This is a genomic window from Herbaspirillum sp. Sphag64 (assembly GCF_014192645.1).
GTDB lineage: Bacteria > Pseudomonadota > Gammaproteobacteria > Burkholderiales > Burkholderiaceae_D > Herbaspirillum.
Window position 1 is genome coordinate 908,629 of sequence record NZ_JACHYE010000001.1, and the last position, 20,270, is coordinate 928,898.

Sequence of the window (20,270 nt, forward strand, 5' to 3'; positions counted from 1 at the left end):
CTCGGCAGTGAGAGCGCATCTCACAGTTAGCAGTTATTGGTTAGAGGCGCTCTAATTTCCCTTCTTTTTTTCCCGGCCAGCAGCAACGTCATCGAGTTTTCTGCCCGCGGACGCCGTAAGCTCATAAAGGTCATAAGCGAAGTTTTGGCTACTCGGCCCGAAACTGCCGGTGGCATAGATGACCGTCAGATACCGAAAAACTCCCTCAAAACGCATGACGATGGATTGCCGATATCGATACGAAGTCTCACTCTCTGCATAGGTCCGATTTTTCAGGTCCACGTTTGCAATCGGATCGAGATTACTTGCAGAAATTTCATTAAAGAGATCGTATAGATAAACTTTGCTGTCATTAAATGCAAGCGCCACCAACGCATTCAAGGGCGAAAAGGCGACTGCGGCCAGGCTTTCATTGAATTCGGCGTTAGCAGGACGCTGCAGAAATATCAGCCTTTTCTCGCCCTGGTCATAAATTAGTACTCCGGAGCGCAGCGGGTGTTCGAAGCCCAGAAAGCGTTGATCAGGCGTGATGAATATTGGCTCAAAACCAGGAGGAGGTGACCATAGCGTACGATGATCCTGTAATTTGTGCCAAGTAAATTTGCCTGGATGATAAAACTCACCGGCATCGCTCACCGCACATAACGAGAAATCTTGCGACTTGAGATCAGCTGGTAATTGTTGACGATTTGTGGCGGCGATGTCAGTGTCGGAATCGCTGCGACGAGATCCGAAGAAACTCTCCAAAGAGAAAAGGGAAAGATATCTTTCACTATCAATCAGGGCGACCCAGTTTCCACGTGGAGAAATGAGCGCATATTCAATCCGGCTTTGCAGATCACCGCGCAGCAGTTTCACCAAACCCCAGTCTTTGTGAGCAATCCAAATATTTTTTTTACCTATATCCGTCAAAAGTTCCGGCTGGACGTTGATTTCCTGCATAAATTGGATAACAGAGCGTGTAGGAGCACATTGCAAATCCGGGACCCACTTCATCATTCCATCGCTGGTGGTAATATGCTCCCCATAGAAATTAAGCCCATAGCGCTTGAGTAACACGCCAACAGTATGGGTACTTTGCTGATCCCCCAGCCAGATGGCTTCATGCTCTCCACTCCCTCCGACAATTAATGTTCCTGCTGAACGAGACGTATTAATTAAAGTATTTTTAAGAAAGATGTGGTGTAACAGAGATACCTGATTCAATTTAACGCCTACCCTCATTGCTGCTATTTGGCGCTGTAAACTTAGGCCCATTGCCAGCGCAGGATATTCCCTATTCAAAGGAAGCGCGTCAGGATGCCATGACCAAGAAAGTAAATATGCCGTTGGCAGTGATAATAATTCCGTCCGATCAGTGCAAGCTAGGCTCTGCAAAAAGATCGTCTGGTATAACCGCAAGGTCAACACACTGATATTGTTCTGGCTCTGCTCGCGCACGCTCAACCATTGTGCAAGGTCATACCATTCGCGCCCCGGAACCATCAATTCCTCCAGTTTTTTAAACGGAAATTCGGTTTGCTTTTTCTTCGCCGCAGTCCAATCATCGTTTTCATGCACGACGTTGAAACTCTCGGTAAATACATCATATTTCAGCCAAGCGGCAATGTGATTATTGTTGCTACAGTACAGGGGACAAAGGTCCTCTCGCCACACTCCTAACCGATAATAGCTGCCGGCAACTTTGAGCCATGTATGTCCCTCATGCATGACAGCGCCGCTGATTAATGCCGTCGGTATTTTATTGAACGCAATACCCTCACAATGGGATTTTTGTTCATTGACAAAGTCTTCCAGAGATATCCCCGCATGTACCGAGCTTTCGCCAATATAAGGCTTCACCGGTATCCACTGATTATTTTTTGAAGACCATCCAACCTTAAATGAAGGGTGTGTCAACTGATTAGAAACAATGACAAAGTGACTTCTTATCGCGCTTACTTTGAGATGAAAACATTGATTTTCTATAATAGCGGTCAAGCTTTCCTCTGTCGGCACTCTCAATTCGGAACAATCGCTATTTTTCTTGGCATATCTCCCCTCAGCAAACAACAAAGAATGATAATCACTACTATTTTCACTGGGTTTATCAGTGAGAACAATCACAATATTACCTGCTTGATTTCGCCTCAGTGACAACGTAAAGGCCCTAGGCTGCCTTGGTACAATGGCCAGCTTGTCTCCAGCATGTAATGAACGGAAATAAAGTTGTTGCGTATCGATAATATAGTGGACTGAATCAATTTCGAAAATTTCGTATGCATTCGTCGGACTATATCCATCCCCGATAATTTCACATTGATGATCAGGATATATAAACGGCTGCGGCATCTTTTCTGTATCACCAAAGACCCACATTTTTTCGCCATTTTCTTCAATCATTCTTGAACGCTTTAACTTTGGAGCAATTGTTGCAGAGGATAACCACGGAGAGAGGTTGCAGATATTCGATAAGGACAAAGGACAGGTGTATTTGATAAAAACTCCTGTGGGGCTTTGCGCATTTAACATCACATAGACTTTGTCACCACGACTAGTCATCTCCCCTGTTTCCCCAGCAATAACAGAGTGATTACTATTGGCTAAGTGGAAAATATTGTAGTAACCGTCATCGTACTGCACCAGTGAAAGAAAGGAGGCACTGCTTTTATAGTCGATGTTAATAGGCATCATACTATTCTGTATATCAATTTCCAAATCGCCACCACGATTATTTATTTTTGATACCCTGACAAAAATTTTTCTCACATCCATCATTGATTGCATACGGACACTGACTTCAGCAACATTTCGCCAGTTTCTGACTGCATTCGCAATCACCCCAATCATATTCCCGCTCACAAAGAGTGAGCCAAATTGGGCAGCCATTTTATTTACATTTATTATTAGGGAAATACCTGGATCCATGGCATCGACAATTAAAGAAAAAGCAGACTTCCCTAATGATATAGTTTCTTCATTTCCATAAAACACAACACTTGAAATGAGACTATTAATGCTGATAGTTTTTTTGGCCACAATGCCATAACTTGCAATAAATTGCGGGGATTGCACCACTTGTATCAAGACTTTTTTACTCGCCGTTCTTGCTGATTTAATTAAAATCAATCCTCCTTTTTTCACAAGAGGCGCAAGCGTAAAGGCGACATCCAATACACAACTAACGACGGCACTGGTCGAATCTTTTGCCAATAAGCTATTAACACAACTATAGAAAGGAATAAATACATCCTTCAAGAATTGACCAATTGCATCCATCAATGGCTTGTCATAACCATCGTTATATAAAATATCTTCAAAATTCTTATATCTTTTTTCCACAAGTCGATCAATAAAAATCGAGATCGGTTCTCCTATTACCGTTTTTACACTATCGTAATTTGTTGAAAATACAATATCTATATTTTTGAGTGTACTGACCGGCCATGACTCAAAAAAAGGCAGCAATTCTCTCTGAAGATTATTGGTATCTAATTTTTTTATCCAATAATCATTAACAGTTCTATTTGTGACATAGGTGTAGGTTTGACCGTTCAATGTCGCATTAAAGAATAAATAGCCAGCCTTGGGTTTCCAAGTTTGCACAACTGGACCGAAAGTAAGAAGCTCACGGATATCCCTACTCCTGCTGACGAAAACGTTCACCTCTGTCAGCGCGGCCCGATTAATGAATTGATAGTCATCATAGGAACAATCATGGCTAAACACATCGCCGACCGAAAATAACTGACTCAGCAAGAGACTATCCGCTTTCTTTAATGATTGAACAAAATTGGAAATTGCGGACTTGAAAGCATTATTTACAGTTGGTATTTTTATGGCCTGACTTTTCCGGTTGTAGCAATACAAATGTTCGTCTGATGACTTCAAGATTTGAATTGAGTTTTGTTGTATGCGAACCTCTTTTTTAAGTGTTTTTTTTAGAAATTTGTCTTTACCGATTGACCTTTTCGGAAGAGAATACAAAGTTGCATTCACACTCCCGCAATGGTGAAATAACAGTTTTTCAGCCATTTTATCGCGCGAATGCCAGGGTTCTCTTATAGCCTTATTCAACGCCATTTTAACTGCATTAAAATCATTTACTCTTGTGGAATCGCTTCTAATTCGCATCTGCATAAAATGGGTAACCACTTTCTGAGCGTCTCCTAGAGACGGCAGCAATGCTGGACTCATGCCAGGAAGAAAAAACAGTGCTGCCACTTTAATGCCTAGTGAAATCGCCTGATTGCTTCCTTCAACCATGTCCCCCTTAACTAGCATTTGGAATATATAAGCGCCGAAAAGCTGCATCTCTTTCGCTCCCCGTTCTTCTTGCACACTTACCTCAACAAATTTCGCGCCAAGATATAAAAAGAACCAAGTGGTGCTACCTACCAGTATCAAATTAAATTCATCGGCAAAATCGTCCTTTTTAAAATCGATTTTCAATAAAGGCATGATTGGAAATAGAAAACGTTCATTGAAAAATCTAACCAATTCCTCATCTTCTGTTTCAAATGACCAGCCAGTAATTTTTTGATGAAAATCTTCGATAGAAATTCGGCGGTTGGCGACAAACTCGTCCAGCAGATAAGCTTCAAGTGAGCGTCCGCCAAACAATAATTTAGACAGCAAATCACCAACCAGTAAGGCTTCTGCTGATGGATCCAAATACTCGTCATGCCTTTCACCAAACAAACCTGTTCCATACAGAGCAATATGCGCCAAGTCGGTTTGATGCTGCTTATCCTGGCGTATCAAACGTAGTGCAGCCCGGGCCAGTTCCTTGTCGCTCACCTCGTTCGATGAAAACAGGCGAATTGAATGTAAATAACCGATTAATCTGCTGCGAAATAATAATTGAGGCGAAGCGCTTGTCAGTACTGAAGTTTTAGCATCGTCATTTTGCGGATGAATATCGACATCGTTGTTCTCTGAAACAGTTGCCGATGCCGAAAATTCAGGTTCTTCAAGAACGCTTGTATTATTTCTGCGGTCGATAAAAAACTTATCCCGGATGAATTTTCCCGCGATCAGCAAAGTCGTTCCTGCAAACGCGAGAGCAGCTCCTCGAACGGTTCTTCCTGGTAAGCCGGTATGCCGCGCAGATGCTGTCATAGTCGCCGCAGAAGCAACGATCAAGGCCTGCGCGGCATCGTTGCTCTTCCCATTAGCGGCGGCAGAATTCGCCGGCCGTGACCCACTTGCGACTGCTTCTTGTGGACCCTGATGCCGATTTTCAATTCCAATAAAGCGCTTTGAGAAGGGGCATTTTCTCTCCGTGCCGACTATTTTTCCCGCATCATCCATGCGCGTACAACGCCAGCTTTTTTGTTCTGTCACCTTGGGGGTTGCCCTGGCTGAGCTATTGATTTCTTCCACACAAAGATAATGATGGTCGCCACTCGTGTCTTGCGCCGTAAAGCGACACACATCTCCTGCATGCTGCGCCATTTTGCCAAGATGATTCCAATAGCTACTGGCGCGCAACAACAAATTCCCCAGATACGCCGGTACCCGCAGCAAGCGTCGTTGTGGCGCACCTTCATCGGTGATCCAATGCTTGGCGGCCACTACCAGCACGGCCAAACCGGTGAAAAAATAGCTGGATGCATGGTCGCCATCCTGGGCCGAAAATTGTTCTAGAAACGCTTCACCGACATAGTCGAGCAGCGTCTCCCGAATAAAATGCGCCATCTGCGAAATCATGTTGCCATTGTCAAGCAAGTGGGAAGAGGCCAGACCAATTGTGCTTAACATCGCCATGTCGATGTTTTTTCTTTCCGTCACGGCCATATACAGCTCATATGCTGCCACCACAATATCGGCTGGCAATCCCGGAAAAAATTTTGATAGGCCAACGAAAACTAATTGATTTTCTAACACGCCACCAAAATTGCTGATGAGCTCTTTGGCGCAACGCCGACAATCTTCAGTGAATGGAATAGATTGTTCAACATCGTTTTCCGAATGGCTGTCCGCTGATGCAAAATCCGTCTGAACCTCAAACCATTCCTTATCCATATCGAGATGATCAACGGCATCAAACCAGATGTCGGGCGACTCCATGTCTGAAGAGGCAGGCGCAACAGGAGAAACTGGGAGTGAGAGTGAGGGAGAGGTAACATGCATCTATAAGCCCTTTATTCAAGAATTTGTCATAGTCCTGCCCAATGCGCTCACCTGCTTATTTGGCTATATGGCTAATGTACAAATCTCTACCGGGGCTTCATCATTAGCTCCCAATGAGAATGCTGATGATGAGAAAAATTGATGTAGTGCGCTTAACAAAATGCTGCTAGCAGCGTTGCAGCTTCCTTACCGTAGCCATACTGGCCGCAGCGGCGCGCCTTGATACCGGCTTCAAATCGATGGTGATGTGTGAGCAATTTTGTATGTTGTATGAAATGCGTTCTCGAAACGCATTTCATACAACAGTTTGGCATTTGGGATTTCACGTGAGGCGATAAGTTCCTACCTCAAACCATTGACATAATTGCCCGCATAGCAAGGCCATATGATTGCTGCTGATGATGGTTAAAGTCAGTCCGAGGCGGTACCAAGTATCTTGGATGTGGAGAATGCCTCCTGACAATGCAGCTGGATAAGGGAAGGTGAAGAGATGCAGTGCTGCACTGATAATGAATCAGGCACTGGTGGAATGGGACATCGCTTGACACTGCGCCATGTCACTTGAAAAATGACATGGCACAGTGGACATTTCACGAACATAACGCGGATGATCCGCATGCCGCAGCAAGAAAATTATTGCGTCATTGTGCATGCGTTTCACGAAAAACGCCTTTACCTTTACCTTTACCTTTACTCGCCCACCAGACGACGCTGCTTGACCGCATCAGCCAAGCCCTGCAACACACCCAAACTCTCGTCCCAGCTGATGCAACCATCGGTGACCGACTGGCCATAGGTCAATTCCTTGCCCGGCACCAGGTCCTGACGTCCGGCCACCAGATGCGACTCGACCATGACGCCGACAATACGGCTGTCGCCAGCAGCAATCTGGCGGCCGATATCAGCGCACACCGGAATCTGGTTTTCAGGCTTCTTGGAACTGTTGGCGTGCGAAGCATCGATCATCAGGCGTGAAGCCAGTCCATTGTTGGCGATGTCCTTACAGGCGGCATCCACGCTGGCGGCATCGTAATTGGGCGCCTTGCCGCCACGCAGGATGATGTGGCAATCCTCATTGCCTGCAGTCGAGACGATGGCCGAATGTCCGCCCTTGGTAACCGACAGGAAATGGTGTGGCTGCGACGCTGCCTTGATCGCATCGACGGCAATCTTGATGTTGCCATCGGTGCCATTCTTGAAACCGACCGGGCACGACAGACCGGAAGCCAGTTCACGATGCACCTGCGATTCGGTGGTACGTGCACCGATCGCTCCCCAACTGATCAGATCGGCAATGTATTGCGGACTGATGACATCGAGGAATTCGGTGCCGGCCGGCAGACCCAGCTCGTTGATGTTCAACAACAATTCGCGCGCAGTACGCAAACCATCGTTGATACGGAAGCTGTTGTCCATGTATGGATCGTTGATCAAGCCCTTCCAGCCGACCGTGGTGCGTGGCTTCTCGAAGTAGACGCGCATGACGATTTCCAGCTCGCCCTTGAAACGCTCACGCTCAACGACCAGACGGCGGGCGTATTCCATAGCAGCCTTAGTATCGTGGATGGAGCAAGGTCCGATGACCACCATGACTCGATCATCCTGACCGTGCAGAATACGATGCAACGCAGTACGGCATTCTGCGGTCGTGCGCTCAACTTTTTCGCTACCGCCAAATTCGCGGATCAAATGCGAGGGAGGAGTTAATTCTTTCATTTCTCGGATACGTAGATCGTCGGTGCGGGGCATTTTTTCTCCTCAGTAATCTCTTGAATAGGGTAAAAAAAAACCGCCATCACTGGCGGTTTTTTAGAAAATTCGGTTTGGTCTCTGCTTACGAACGCTTACCGCTTTTCACCGCCATGGGGCTGGAATAGCTAAAGTAAAAATAAAAGAAGTAAGCGCGGGAAAAGCTCATGTGGTTCAGCTTGTGTTTATCTGTAAGCAGTTAATCTGGATACCAACAACATATCAACGAAAACGATAATGCAATAAATTCCTGACTTTAGCAACAGCCGCCATTAATTTTTCACAAAAACCGCATTAAATGATGATTTCATGCATCCAAAGCATCGTCCAACCCCAAATATACACAATTTATGCCGTGCCACCGACGGTAACACCATCCAGACGCAAGGTCGGCTGACCGACGCCAACGGGTACGCTCTGACCTTCCTTACCGCATACACCAACGCCGGAATCGAGCTTCATATCGTTGCCGATCATGCTGACGCGATTGAGAACTTCAGGCCCATTGCCGATCAAGGTTGCGCCTTTGACCGGATAGGCAATCTTGCCATTTTCGATCATGTAGGCTTCGCTGGCAGAGAACACAAACTTGCCGTTGGTGATATCAACCTGACCACCTCCAAAGTTGACGGCATATAAACCGTTCTTGACCGAGGCCAGAATTTCTTCCGGCTCGCGGTCACCTGCCAGCATGTAGGTATTGGTCATACGTGGCATCGGTAAATGCGCAAACGACTCGCGACGGGCATTGCCGGTAACCGGCATTTTCATCAGCCGGGCATTCATCGTGTCTTGAATGTATCCCTTCAGAATGCCGTCTTCGATCAGTGTGGTGCACTGGGTCGGATTGCCTTCATCATCCATATTGAGGGAACCACGACGGTCCGCGATGGTGCCATCATCAACCACGGTGACGCCCTTGGCGGCGACGCGCTCCCCAATACGACCGGAGAAGGTGCTGGAGCCCTTGCGATTGAAGTCACCTTCCAGACCATGACCAATCGCTTCATGCAACAGGATGCCTGGCCAGCCAGGGCCGAGCACGACCGTCATCGGACCGGCAGGTGCCGGCCGCGCTTCCAGATTAACCAGTGCGGTAGATACCGCTTCGGAGGCGTATTTTTCCAGCAGGGCATCGCTGAAGTAGCCATAGTCATAGCGGCCACCACCACCACTGCTACCCATCTCGCGGCGACCGTTTTGCTCAGCAATCACGGTGACCGAAACACGTACCAGCGGACGAATATCTGCCGCCAGAACACCATCGCTGCGTGCCACCAGCACCACATCATATTCACCGGCCAGACTGGCCATGACCTGCACCACGCGGGGGTCCTTGGCGCGGGCAATTTTCTCAACGCGCTCCAGCAATTTGACCTTTGCTGTCGCATCCAGCGAATTCAGCGGGTCATGCGGCAGATAAAGCGAGCGGCCACCACTGGGAACCACTTTACCAGCGATTTTTACCTTGCCAGCGCCTTGCCTGCCAATCGTGCGCGTGGCTGCGGCAGCGTCGAGCAGAATCGCTTCTGAGATTTCATCCGAGTAGGAGAACGCAGTCTTGTCACCAGAAACGGCACGCACGCCCACACCCTGATCAATCGAAAAACTGCCGGTCTTGACGATGCCTTCTTCCAGACTCCAGCCTTCACTCTTGGTGAACTGAAAGTACAGATCGGCATAGTCGACCTTGTGGGTGAACATGGTGCCCAGTGTCTTGAGCAGCTTGCTTTCATCCAGGCCAAACGGGGTAAGCAAAATGTCGCGAGCGATACCGAGCGCGCTGAAATTGGGTTCGAATGATTTCATGAAAATAGAGTTGATTTACAGCAATAGGGTGATACCGGCGTTTTACAGTTTGCGATGCTTTAGGGCAGGCAAACTCTCACGGACGTATTGTAGACGATGGGGATCAATCGCACCGATCACAAGGCCCTCTCCTTCCGGCAGGACACTGACGATCTCACCCCAGGGGTCAATCAGCATGCTGTGCCCCCAGGTACGGCGGCCATTGACATGATGCCCGCCCTGCGCCGAGGCCAGCACATAGCATTGGTTTTCGATGGCACGGGCGCGCAACAGGATTTCCCAGTGGGCCTGACCGGTGGTGTAGGTAAACGCTGCCGACACGACCATCAGCGCGCATTCACCCATGGCGCGGTAGAGCTCGGGGAAACGCAGATCGTAGCAAACTGACAAGCCCACTCGGCCGCAAGGTGCTTCGAAACTGCGCACGGTATCGCCATGCACAATGGTGCGTGATTCGTCATAGGCTTCCTCACCACGAACGAAGCTGAACAGGTGAATTTTGTCATAACGGGCGACACGCCTGCCCTCAGGATCGTAGACCAGTGCCGTATTACACACCCGCTGCGGATCGTCGGAGGACAGCGGCAAGGTGCCACCAATCAGCCATATCCGGTGCTCTCGTGCCAGCGCCGCCATGCATTGCTGGATCTTGCCCTCCTCGTCTGGCTCGGCATGGTCCAGCTTGACCTTTTCGTGCATGCCCATCAGCGCCCAGTATTCAGGCAACAACACCAGTTGCGCGCCCTGCTGCGAGGCCTGGGCGACCAGTTTGGCCGCACCGGCAAAGTTCTCTTCGGGTGAGGGTGTTGATACCATCTGGATGGCAGCAACTTGAAATGCTTGAGACATTGGTTCGGCTCCATGACTTAATAGCTAAGAGGCAATCCTGAATACTTGGTCCACGCGAGGAATTTTCACCACACGTGGGATTTCTGGACGTTATTGGGTCGTCGCCTTGCTTCCTGCCACACCATCTTTATGCTCCTGCTTGACGACGACAGGCTCACGCCAGGACCCGGTGACATTGTACTCATAGGTCAGCGACTTCATCAGCGGTTCATGCAGGAACAGTTGCGCCAGGAAAGTACCGACGCCGACCAACGGATGAATCGCCAGGGCAACGACGGAGGCAGTACCGACATTGATATCGGGAGTCACCACGACACGCAGATCCTGCGTTTCATGGGCAATATCTGCCGAACCCTTCATCACGACCGAGGCATTGACGCCGCTCATGGTCAGATTGTCCGTCGTCGCCGTTCCCTGCAGCACGCTGGCGTTACCGGTGATGCTGTCAAAGGCAAAGCCCTGCGAAAAGACATCACGAAAATCCAGCGTCAGCCGACGCGGCAAGGCCTGAAGATTGAGCACGCCAAGTAATTTGGCAGCACCTGGCTCGACCTTGAGGAACTGGCCATCATCCAGATCAACGTGAAGCTGCCCCGACAGACTTGGGATATCGAGCGCAAAGGGCAGACCTTTCCAGTTGACATCACCATCAAGCTTGCCCTTGCCACCCTTGAGCGTACCAGGGAAACCCAGACGCTCCAGCAATTTGCCTGCATCATGAATATCCAGTGCGTAGGTCAAACCAGACCGGTTGTTATTGCCCTGCGCGGTCCAGTCACCGCTGGCGCGTAATTGTGCATCGGCGTTATTCAGGCTGAGCTTGTTGATATGCCATTGGCTGACCTCGTTACCGGCACTTCCCTCGTTGACGCGTACGTTGCTGGCATTGAGTTCAAGATGTCCAAGGGATTTGCCAAAGACCTGGAATTCGTCAGCCATGATGTCCAACGCGGGGATCTTGAAACTGACCGGTACAGTCGATGCGTTGCTGACCTCGGCAATCACGTTCTTCGGAATATTGAGGGAGGCAAGACGTGCTGTTACCCGTCCCAGCACATTTCCGGCATTGGGCTCCTGCCAACTGGCATAGCCGCTGGCCTGGTCCGAGGCAAGATTGACCTGCCAGATTTTGCCAAGGTGAGAGGCACCAAGGACAACGTTATCCAGCTTCTTGTTCATGATCACCAACTCGCTGGCGCGACCGGCAATCGTATCTGGCTCAAGATAGGGGCTGAGCCAGGCATTGCTTGCAGCTTGCGCAGCACCGCCGGAAGCGCTCAAGCTGGAACGGAAACTGAGCCAGTTATCCAGATTCAGCGTCTGCGCAGTGGCATTGACTGCCAAGCCTCTCTCCGGCTGTGGAGGCGCCTGACTAAAACCAATACCGCCATGCAAGACTTCCCAGTCAGCCTGGGTCCCGGTGACTTTTTGACGCAGATAACTGGCTGACATGACGGAGGCCATTGTCAGTTTGATTTGGTCGCGCTCAATCAAGGGATCATCGGTGGGCAGGTCGATGAGTTCAAATTTCATCGGCCAACTCTCGCCAGCGGCTTTCTGTAAAGGTGCCGGCAAATCCAGCGCCAAGCCTTGCAATGCGGATTCCACAGTAATTTCGGCATGACGCTGCTTGACGGCAATGGTTGCGCTGTAACGCGATGCGCCAGTCAACCTTTCAAGCAAGCGCTGCAGCACAGGATCGCTGTAGGTACGACGCAGACCATCAGCGCTGAGGTTGCCATCAACCCTGACCAGTTCGTTGCCGTCGCGTTGGGTACCGCCCGAAACAGTGACTGGCTCATTGAGGAACAAGCCATTGATGGACTCCAGTGCGAATCCCTTTTCATTGAAGGTCAGTACGCCGTTAGTACGGTTAATTACCGGCAGCGCAGGCAACAACGCAACATTGTTGTTATTGAACTGCAAACGTCCCTCCACCTTGGCATCAAGCAGGTGATGCAGGGGCAGTTCCAACTTTAACCCCATTTTGGCATTGCCTTCGGCCTTGCTGGCTGAGGTGAAGTTGCCAATCCAGTGCGCCACCGGACTGGCATCCAGATAGCGCAGCATCTTTTCGAGAGAGCCGCTGGCAGTACCAACGATTTCCAGCGGCGATTGCGGATCGAGCAAATCAGCGTATATCGCGCTGATATCTGCCAGCGGCACGCCCATCGTTTCTGCAGAATCGGCATGGATTTCCAGACGCGAGTGGTCAAGCGTGACGCTGCCTTTGCCCTGTTGCAACAACGGCCATTCAGGTGACTGACCATCCGGCGCCTTGCGCGCGGGATCGTAATTGATGGTCAGCCCCTGGAATTTACCGTCCAATTTGAATCCACTGTTGGCATCCACATTGGATCGCGATGCGTGCAATGGGAAATCAGCCAGATCACCCTTGGCGGTGATATCGACGTCAGTCAGCTTGCCATCGAGGAGGCCACCGCTGAGCCATTGGCTCAGCTTTTCAGGTGTATGCAACGGCAAGAAGCGCGCTATCCGACGAATGTCAAACGTCGAAAAATGGGCCTTGAGATCAATCGCACCCGGCCGGTTGAACTCAAGTGGCAAGACATGCGAGCCGCTCAAGCTACCAGCAATGCCTTCCAGTGCGAAATGCATGTCGTCAATCTGGAACCGAAGTGTCTGATCTTTCTGTACTTGCCAACGACTGTTCAGATTCAATTGGTCGAAGGCAACCTTGGGATCGGTGAACAAAGATGGCAACAACAAGACGCCATCGGTAGTCGCCAGGCTGAGATGCCCGGATTTTTCGGTGGCATCAATCTGTCCGGTCAGATTGGAGAAGCCTGGTACTGCGGGAACGCCACTGCGCCCCGGCCGCAGTGTTGTGGCTGGCTGCGCCGTCCGTGCCGCCTGCGCCTGCATGCCAAGTCCGATGAAACCACCGTGCAGGCTGTAGGACTGAATATCTGGATAACTACCCTGCCATTGCAACGAGAAATCCTTGAGCTGACCACGCGGTGCCAGATCAGCAAGCAACTTGCGCTGCGACAGCGGCAACGGCAAACGTTCAGCCAGCTCAGAAAGCAAGGCCAGATCCAGCACGCTCGCATCGAGTTTCATTTTTTCAGACTGCAGCGGTGTGGCCGGCTCATAGCGCTCGGAGATACTCGTCGGAGGCAACACGAATCCATCCGCTGTCTCCAGTGAAAAATTGCTCAACGATAACTGATGTCCATTGGCTGCAAAGCTTGATTTATCCTCAAGCAAACCCGGCACGATAATTTCGCTGGCAGAAACCCGGCCACTGACACGGGCCAGTTGCAAGGGCTCCAGCGATTTACTCAACCGAGCTGACAGATCGGTCAAGCGGACATCCGCAGTGAAATCAGCGACCTTGCCGCGATCCAGATCCAACCACGCACGTACCGACCCCATCCCCTTGCTGAGCGTGATCGGATAATCCACATAAGATTTCCAGATCGCAAGGTCGGCACCGGGCAGATCAGCATATAAACGCCCCTTCCAGCGCGACACATCAGCAATATCGCCAGCGAAAACAGGATGATAAAAATCGGCACGGACATCAATCGGTCCGGCATGATCAGCAGGCGGAATAGCCTGCAATGCTAATTGATGCCGGCGCCAGTGATTACGCAACATCAAATTGACACTACTTAATGCTAGCTCAGACGCATGCCGCTGATCGTCGCGCCAGCGCAGCCTGCCGTCACGGATGACAATCTCGCGTTGTGACAGCACCCAGTTGGCACCGGCGCCCTTGTTTCCGTTGTCTTGAACCAGGATGCCGGCAACGAACAATTTACCCTCAGGGTCACGCACGATCGATAAATCCGGCTTGACGATGGTCAGATTGTCCAGTCGCGGCTCTCCCACCAGCAGCGTGCGCCAGGAAAATGTCGCGGAAACCTCTGGCAAGCTCAGCGCCACCTGGCCGTTCTGATCATGAATAACAACGTTGGCGAGTTCAAGATGCGGCAGCAATCCGCGCCATGAAGCGCGCACGCTGGCGACACTGACGGAACGCCCTATCACCTGTGAGGCAATCTGCTCGATGTTTCCTTTATAACGCTCAATATCGGGAAGCACTGCGTAACGCAGCGTCAAAAAGAGCACGCAAAACAGGAAGTACGACAACACCACCAGTTTTCCTGTAATGATGAGGACGTAACGCGTGAAGCGGCTCAAATGCGAATAACAGCTTCGGACAGGCGCGATCAAGCTGCCCGCACCATTGCCAAATGAAGTCCACGTCTTACGCCAGCGCGAGTCTGGTGACTCTGTGGGTAAGGATGTTTTTTCTTGATCTGCGGACATCAACGGTAGCGGTAAAAACTCAAGGTAGAATAAAACAAACGGCTAACATCATCGCATAAACGCGAGCGTGCGCCGCCAACAATACATTACAAATCAGACAATCTGTGACTATCTCCCTCCTCGACAGCCGCACCGCATCCCGCTTTCTGGCGCGCTGGATCAACGCAAAGAGCATTCGCTCAACTCAATTGAGCGAACAGACACAATTATCGCTGAACCGCACCGTTTTCGAACAGCTTTTACAATTTGAGATGGAGTCTGGCGGCACTGTTGCCATGTCGCTCGGCGGTGCCATGCGACGCCTGCGCAATCTGGTGGTGTGCACCCTGATTGATCGCGATCTGCGTGGCCTGGCCGATCTGGACGAAGTTGTCCGCACGATGAGCGATTTTGCTGATTTTGCGGTGCAAACACACTTGCAGGCCCTGATGCAGGAACTGACCGTACTGTATGGCATGCCGATCGGCGAGGAATCCGGTAATCCACAGGAGCTGATCGTGTTGGGAATGGGGAAACTGGGCGGTGGTGAACTGAATGTATCGTCCGATATCGACCTGATCTTCGTCTATCCCGAAGATGGCGATACCCGCATCGAAAATGCTGAGCAACGATCACTGTCGAACCATGAATTTTTCACGCGATTGGGCAAGAAACTCATCGGTGCCCTGTCGGAGATCACGGAAGATGGGTTCACCTTCCGGGTCGATATGGCGCTGCGCCCGAATGGTGCCTCCGGCCCGCTGGTAGCGAGCCTGAACATGGTCGAGGAATATCTGATCCGGCAAGGACGGGAATGGGAACGCTATGCCTGGACCAAGGCCCGTGCCCTGACCGGGAACGCTGCCGATATTGTCGCATTGGAAGCCATTAGCCGTCCCTTCATCTATCGCCGCTATCTGGATTTCGGTTCTATTGATGCCTTGCGCTCCATGCACGCACAGATTCGCGCCGAAGTGAAACGTCAGGAAGTACTGCACCCGGAGCGCAGCAACAACGTCAAGCTTGGCCGCGGCGGTATCCGCGAAGTGGAGTTCATCAGTCAGGTATTTCAGCTGATTCGTGGCGGTCGCGATCCGCAATTACGCGATCGCTCGACCCGCATCACCCTTCGCACACTGGCTGACAAGCAATTGCTAGAACCGGTAGTAGTGACCCAGTTGCTGGACGCCTACAGCTTTTTGCGCAATCTGGAACATCGACTGCAGTATCTCGACGACGCCCAGACCCACACGCTGCCACCAAACCCGGACGATCAGCAGCAGGTTGCCAGGATGATGGGCTACGCCGACGTACCGACTCTGCTGCACGCGCTGGAAGCCCATCGGCAGATCGTGGCACAGCAATTCGATGCGATTTTTATGGATAAGCAAGCCGCTGAGAGCAATCCCAACCAAGCTGCTCAGGATGACCATACTCAAGGCGATAGCGCTGATGCGAATGTCTGCGAAGTACAGGATGGCGACACCGCTCAAACGATCAGCTCGGTGTTGGCAGCGCGTCATCTGGGGGAAGCTGAAGTCATTGAAACTGCGGCCCAACGTATCCATGGCACGCTGCAATCGCCACGCTTGCAATCGCTGCCGGAGAGTAGTCGCACCCGCCTGGTTGCGCTCATCAATAGTGCACTGGGCATCATCGCCAGCATGCCCGATCCTGCGCAACGGCTACCGGCGCTGAACCGTCTGCTCGATTTTTTCATCGCGATTGCCCGACGTGCCGCCTACTTGGCGTTATTGACTGAATATCCGCACAGCCTCAAGCGCCTGATCCGCATGATGGCCGCCAGCGACTGGGCGGCCAAGTATCTGACGCTACATCCGATTCTGCTCGACGAGCTGCTCGATGACCGCAATCTGAAGGCGCCGCCTGACTGGCCCGCCTTCGCGCGCGACTGCCAAAGCCAGCTCGACACTGCCCCAGGCGACACCGAGCGCCAGATGGATATCCTGCGTGAAATGCACCATGCGCAGCTGTTCCGCTTGCTGGCACAGGATCTGGAAGGGGAACTGAGTGTAGAGCGGCTGGCCGATCACTTGTCGGCACTGGCCGACATCCTGGTCGCCGCCACCATTGATGCAGTCTGGAACAGCATCAACAACCGCCATCGGGAGAAGCCGAAGTTCACTGTGATTGCCTACGGCAAGCTGGGCGGCAAGGAGCTTGGCTATGTGTCAGATCTCGACGTGGTCTTTCTGTATGAGGACGACGATCAGGAAGCCCCGGGACTGTATGCCAAGCTGGCGCAGCGTTTCATTACCTGGATGACAGCGCACACCCCGGCTGGGACCTTGTTCGATATTGATATTGCCTTGCGTCCGGATGGTGCAAGTGGTCTGCTGGTCTCGTCGCTGGCAACGTTTGAAAAATACCAGCGCAATTCCGCCTGGGTCTGGGAACATCAGGCACTGACACGGGCGCGCTTCTGTGCCGGCGATGCAGATATCGGCAGCCGTTTTGAAACCCTGCGTGAAGACTTGCTGCAGCAGGAGCGGGATCCACAGAAGCTCCGACAGGAAGTGCTTGGCATGCGACTCAAGCTGCATCAGGCACATCCGAATCACAGCGTCCTGTTCGATCTCAAGCACGATGATGGCGGCATGATCGATATCGAGTTTCTGGTGCAATTTCTGGTCTTGCGACATGCAGCCCAGTACCACCAGTTGACTGATGATATTGGCAACATTGCCCTGCTCAAGCTGTGTGGCAGTCTGGGATTGATCCCTGAAACGCTGGCTGGTCAGGTCGCCGATGCCTATCGTCTGTTCCGCAAATTACAACATCAGATCCGGCTGCAAGGAGAAGAGCGTGCCCGCACGCCGTTGGAACGGGTACAAGCCGAGAGTGACAGCGTCAAACAGTTATGGGCGGTGGTGTTTGCCTGACCACTGGCGCGTCGTACTCAGCTGGCAGCGTCAGCCGAGGCACGAACTGACGTGTCAAAGCGCTGCAGGCGCGGCAGATAAAAACGCTGAGGATCAAGCGAAAAGATGACCCGGCTGACACGCCCGGTCAGTTGGTCTCGCGGAACAAAACCTATGTACCGGGAATCGCGGCTATCGTCGCGATTGTCGCCCAGCATCAGGTACTGATCGCCGGGAACCGTCATCGGTCCGAAACTGCGTAAGGCCATGCGCTCCGGCAAGAGCATCACGCCATGTGTCATGCCCGGCATCTGCTCCTGCTGGATGAGCTGGGCGCCGTCATAATCGGGCATACGGTGATCCTGCAGTGCCTGAACAGCGGCATCGTATGTCAGTGGCGTACCATTAATGATCAGTTGCTCGTCGCGCATTTCAACGATATCGCCAGGGACACCAATAACCCGTTTGACCAAGCGTACGCCATCGGCCGGCGAAATAAAGGTCACGATATCGCCGCGCTCGGGATCGCCTACATGATGCAGCACAATATTGGTGAACGGCAGTTTGACATCGTAGGCAAGCCGGTTGGACAAGATGCGGTCGCCCACCAGCAAGGTGGGATACATCGAGGAAGACGGTACACCATACCAGTCGGCAACGGCGCTGCGAATGAACAGCATACCGACAAAAAAACAAAGAAATATCTTGTTCCTGGCGATGAAACTGCGGATTAGGTGTTTGACTGCCTGCATGTTCAATCTCATTAAAAGCCACACTCGTGGCCATTGGGGCCGCATCAGCTGGCCAATGAGACAGTAACGCTGCAAGACTGGTTCCGGTGCACCGGTAGTTCAATCGGCAGGAACAACCTTGCGCTGTGCCACTTCCCGGTTGACGCGCCACTCCATGACAGTTTTGAGGATCAGGGTGATGACGGCCATGCACGCCAGTATCGCAGCCGCAGTAAAGGCTGCCGCCGTCTTGTAGTCATTGTTGAGTTGCTCGACCAGCAAGGGCATGGTCAGGGTCTGGTTCATGATGCTGCCAGAGACTACCGACACGGCGCCGAATTCACCAACCGCGCGGGCGCTGGTCAGGACGACACCATACAGCAGTCCCCATTTGATATTGGGCAAGGTGACGCGCCAGAAGATGGTCCAGCCACTGGCACCGAGTGACAGTGCAGCGAGTTCTTCTTCACTGCCCTGCACCTGCATCAACGGAATCAGGATACGCGCAATGTAGGGCGTGGTCACGAAAATGGTCACCATGACAATCCCGGGCCAGGCGAACATCAGTTGAATATCATGCGCAGAAAACCACTGGCCGAGAGTGCTTTCCATACCGAACACCACCAGATAGCAAAGACCCGCTACCACCGGCGAAGTCGCATAGGGAATATCAACTAGCGTCAGCAGCAGATCGCGGCCACGGAAACGATAGTGCGTGACACACCATGCCAGCAAGATTCCGAACAGTAAATTACAAGGCACCGTCAGCAACGTAGTGAAGACCGTCAACGCCAGCGCATTACGCAGATAATCTTCCTGCAGATTCGCCAGCAGTAACTGCCAGCCACCAGCAAATGCCTTGGCAAAAATCAACACCAGCGGAATCACCAGCACCAGAATGGTCAGGGCGATCCCCACACCCACCAGTAGTAATTGATGGGCTTGCCGCACCGGCTTGCGTTGTTTGACCGTGCTCATCGTGCAACCCTCTGAAACAGTTGAACCTGCAGCACCTGTAACACAAACAGCAATAGCAGGGATGCAACCAATACGACCGAAGCAATCGCAGCAGCAGCGGCATAGTTGAATTCCTGCAGCCGCACGAAAATCATCAACGACGTCACTTCGGTCTTGAAGGGGATATTGCCGGCGATCATGATAACCGCACCGAATTCACCAAGACTGCGAATGAAGGCCTGTGACGCGCCGGTAATCAGTGCCGGCATCAGGGTCGGAATGGTAATCCGGCAAAAGATCTGCCACTTGTGCGCCCCCAGGGTAGCGGCCGCCTCTTCCTGCTCGGCATCGAGCTCCTCGAGCACCGGCTGCAGGGAACGTACGATGAAGGGCAGGCTGGTGAACATCATCGCCACTACGATGCCGGGAAACGCATAGGAAATTTTCCAGCCGAACAGTTCGAACCACTGCCCCAGCCAGCCCTCGGGAATGAACAACGCCGACAGGGTAATCCCCGCCACCGAGGTCGGCAAGGCAAAGGGCAGATCGATCAGCGCATCCATGATGCGCCGCCCCGGAAAGCTATAGCGAGTGACGACCCAGGCCAGAATGACGCCAATTGTGGTTGCTCCCAGTGTTGAATAAGCAGCGCCAGCAGCCGTCACGCGATAGCTTTGCACGACGCGCACATCGGTAATGGCAGACCAGTATTGCGCCCAGCTCATATCACCGACATACACCAGCAGGCCCGACAATGGAATCAGCACGAACAGACTGAGGTAGAGCGTCGAAAAACCAAAGCTCAGAGCGAAACCAGGCAAGATCGGCGAGCGCCGGAAAAACCTCAGAAATGTAGGAGCAGCTGGCAAATCGAACCCTAGATCAAGTGAAAATAGTCAGT

Annotated in this window: 10 protein-coding genes; 2 read left to right on the forward strand and 8 right to left on the reverse strand. The window is 51.7% G+C overall.

Annotated elements, in window-relative coordinates; genetic code table 11:
• Positions 1 to 51 precede the first annotated feature (51 nt).
• Positions 52 to 6,051, reverse strand: a complete 6,000-nt coding sequence (locus FHW66_RS04120; protein ID WP_183378429.1) for a hypothetical protein — start codon at positions 6,049 to 6,051, stop codon at positions 52 to 54.
• On the opposite strand from FHW66_RS04120, the gene FHW66_RS04125 reads away from it, so the two are divergent.
• Positions 6,050 to 6,256, forward strand: a complete 207-nt coding sequence (locus FHW66_RS04125) for a hypothetical protein (protein WP_183378430.1) — start codon at positions 6,050 to 6,052, stop codon at positions 6,254 to 6,256. The genes FHW66_RS04120 and FHW66_RS04125 overlap by 2 nt on opposite strands.
• Before the next feature lie 548 nt (positions 6,257 to 6,804).
• Here the strand turns inward: FHW66_RS04125 and aroG are convergent.
• From aroG to FHW66_RS04145, 4 genes are all read right to left on the reverse strand, one after another.
• Positions 6,805 to 7,863 carry a 3-deoxy-7-phosphoheptulonate synthase AroG gene (gene aroG, locus FHW66_RS04130; RefSeq protein WP_183378431.1) on the reverse strand — a complete coding sequence of 353 codons (1,059 nt, stop codon included), beginning with the start codon at positions 7,861 to 7,863 and terminating at the stop codon, positions 6,805 to 6,807.
• Between the two features lie 348 nt (positions 7,864 to 8,211).
• Entirely contained in the window at positions 8,212 to 9,672 is a 1,461-nt protein-coding gene (gene tldD / locus FHW66_RS04135; protein WP_183378432.1) for a metalloprotease TldD, read from the reverse strand.
• Positions 9,673 to 9,714: 42 nt separating this feature from the next.
• Positions 9,715 to 10,521, reverse strand: coding sequence for a carbon-nitrogen hydrolase family protein (locus FHW66_RS04140; protein WP_183378433.1), 807 nt, complete (start codon positions 10,519 to 10,521; stop codon positions 9,715 to 9,717).
• Positions 10,522 to 10,611: 90 nt separating this feature from the next.
• Positions 10,612 to 14,691, reverse strand: a complete 4,080-nt coding sequence (locus FHW66_RS04145) for a YhdP family protein (RefSeq protein WP_255458803.1) — start codon at positions 14,689 to 14,691, stop codon at positions 10,612 to 10,614.
• Positions 14,692 to 14,924: 233 nt separating this feature from the next.
• Here FHW66_RS04145 and glnE point away from each other — a divergent pair, with 233 nt between their 5' ends.
• The gene (gene glnE / locus FHW66_RS04150; RefSeq protein WP_370543397.1) at positions 14,925 to 17,702 is read left to right on the forward strand and encodes a bifunctional [glutamate--ammonia ligase]-adenylyl-L-tyrosine phosphorylase/[glutamate--ammonia-ligase] adenylyltransferase; all 2,778 of its coding nucleotides are present in this window, start codon (positions 14,925 to 14,927) and stop codon (positions 17,700 to 17,702) included.
• Positions 17,703 to 17,719: 17 nt separating this feature from the next.
• Here glnE and lepB read toward each other — a convergent pair whose 3' ends face one another.
• The 3 genes from lepB to cysT form a co-directional block, all read right to left on the reverse strand.
• Entirely contained in the window at positions 17,720 to 18,433 is a 714-nt protein-coding gene (gene lepB / locus FHW66_RS04155) for a signal peptidase I (protein ID WP_183378435.1), read from the reverse strand.
• A gap of 99 nt (positions 18,434 to 18,532) precedes the next feature.
• Positions 18,533 to 19,390 (reverse strand): sulfate ABC transporter permease subunit CysW, encoded by an 858-nt coding sequence (cysW, locus tag FHW66_RS04160; RefSeq protein ID WP_183378436.1) that lies wholly within the window; start codon positions 19,388 to 19,390, stop codon positions 18,533 to 18,535.
• A complete protein-coding gene (gene cysT, locus FHW66_RS04165; protein ID WP_255458804.1) occupies positions 19,387 to 20,190 on the reverse strand; it encodes a sulfate ABC transporter permease subunit CysT in 804 nt (267 codons plus the stop codon). Before cysT ends, cysW begins: the two co-directional genes overlap by 4 nt.
• Between the last annotated feature and the right edge of the window lie 80 nt (positions 20,191 to 20,270).

Bases quoted from the DNA above. Each gene is read 5' to 3' on its own strand.
- aroG (WP_183378431.1), bottom strand. From the start codon at position 7,863: ATGCCCCGCACCGACGATCTACGTATCCGAGAAATGAAAGAATTAACT.
- FHW66_RS04140 (WP_183378433.1), bottom strand. From the start codon at position 10,521: ATGTCTCAAGCATTTCAAGTTGCTGCCATCCAGATGGTATCAACACCC.
- FHW66_RS04120 (WP_183378429.1), bottom strand. From the start codon at position 6,051: ATGGAGTCGCCCGACATCTGGTTTGATGCCGTTGATCATCTCGATATG.
- cysW (WP_183378436.1), bottom strand. From the start codon at position 19,390: ATGAGCACGGTCAAACAACGCAAGCCGGTGCGGCAAGCCCATCAATTA.
- FHW66_RS04125 (WP_183378430.1), top strand. From the start codon at position 6,050: ATGTCTGAAGAGGCAGGCGCAACAGGAGAAACTGGGAGTGAGAGTGAG.
- lepB (WP_183378435.1), bottom strand. From the start codon at position 18,433: ATGCAGGCAGTCAAACACCTAATCCGCAGTTTCATCGCCAGGAACAAG.
- tldD (WP_183378432.1), bottom strand. From the start codon at position 9,672: ATGAAATCATTCGAACCCAATTTCAGCGCGCTCGGTATCGCTCGCGAC.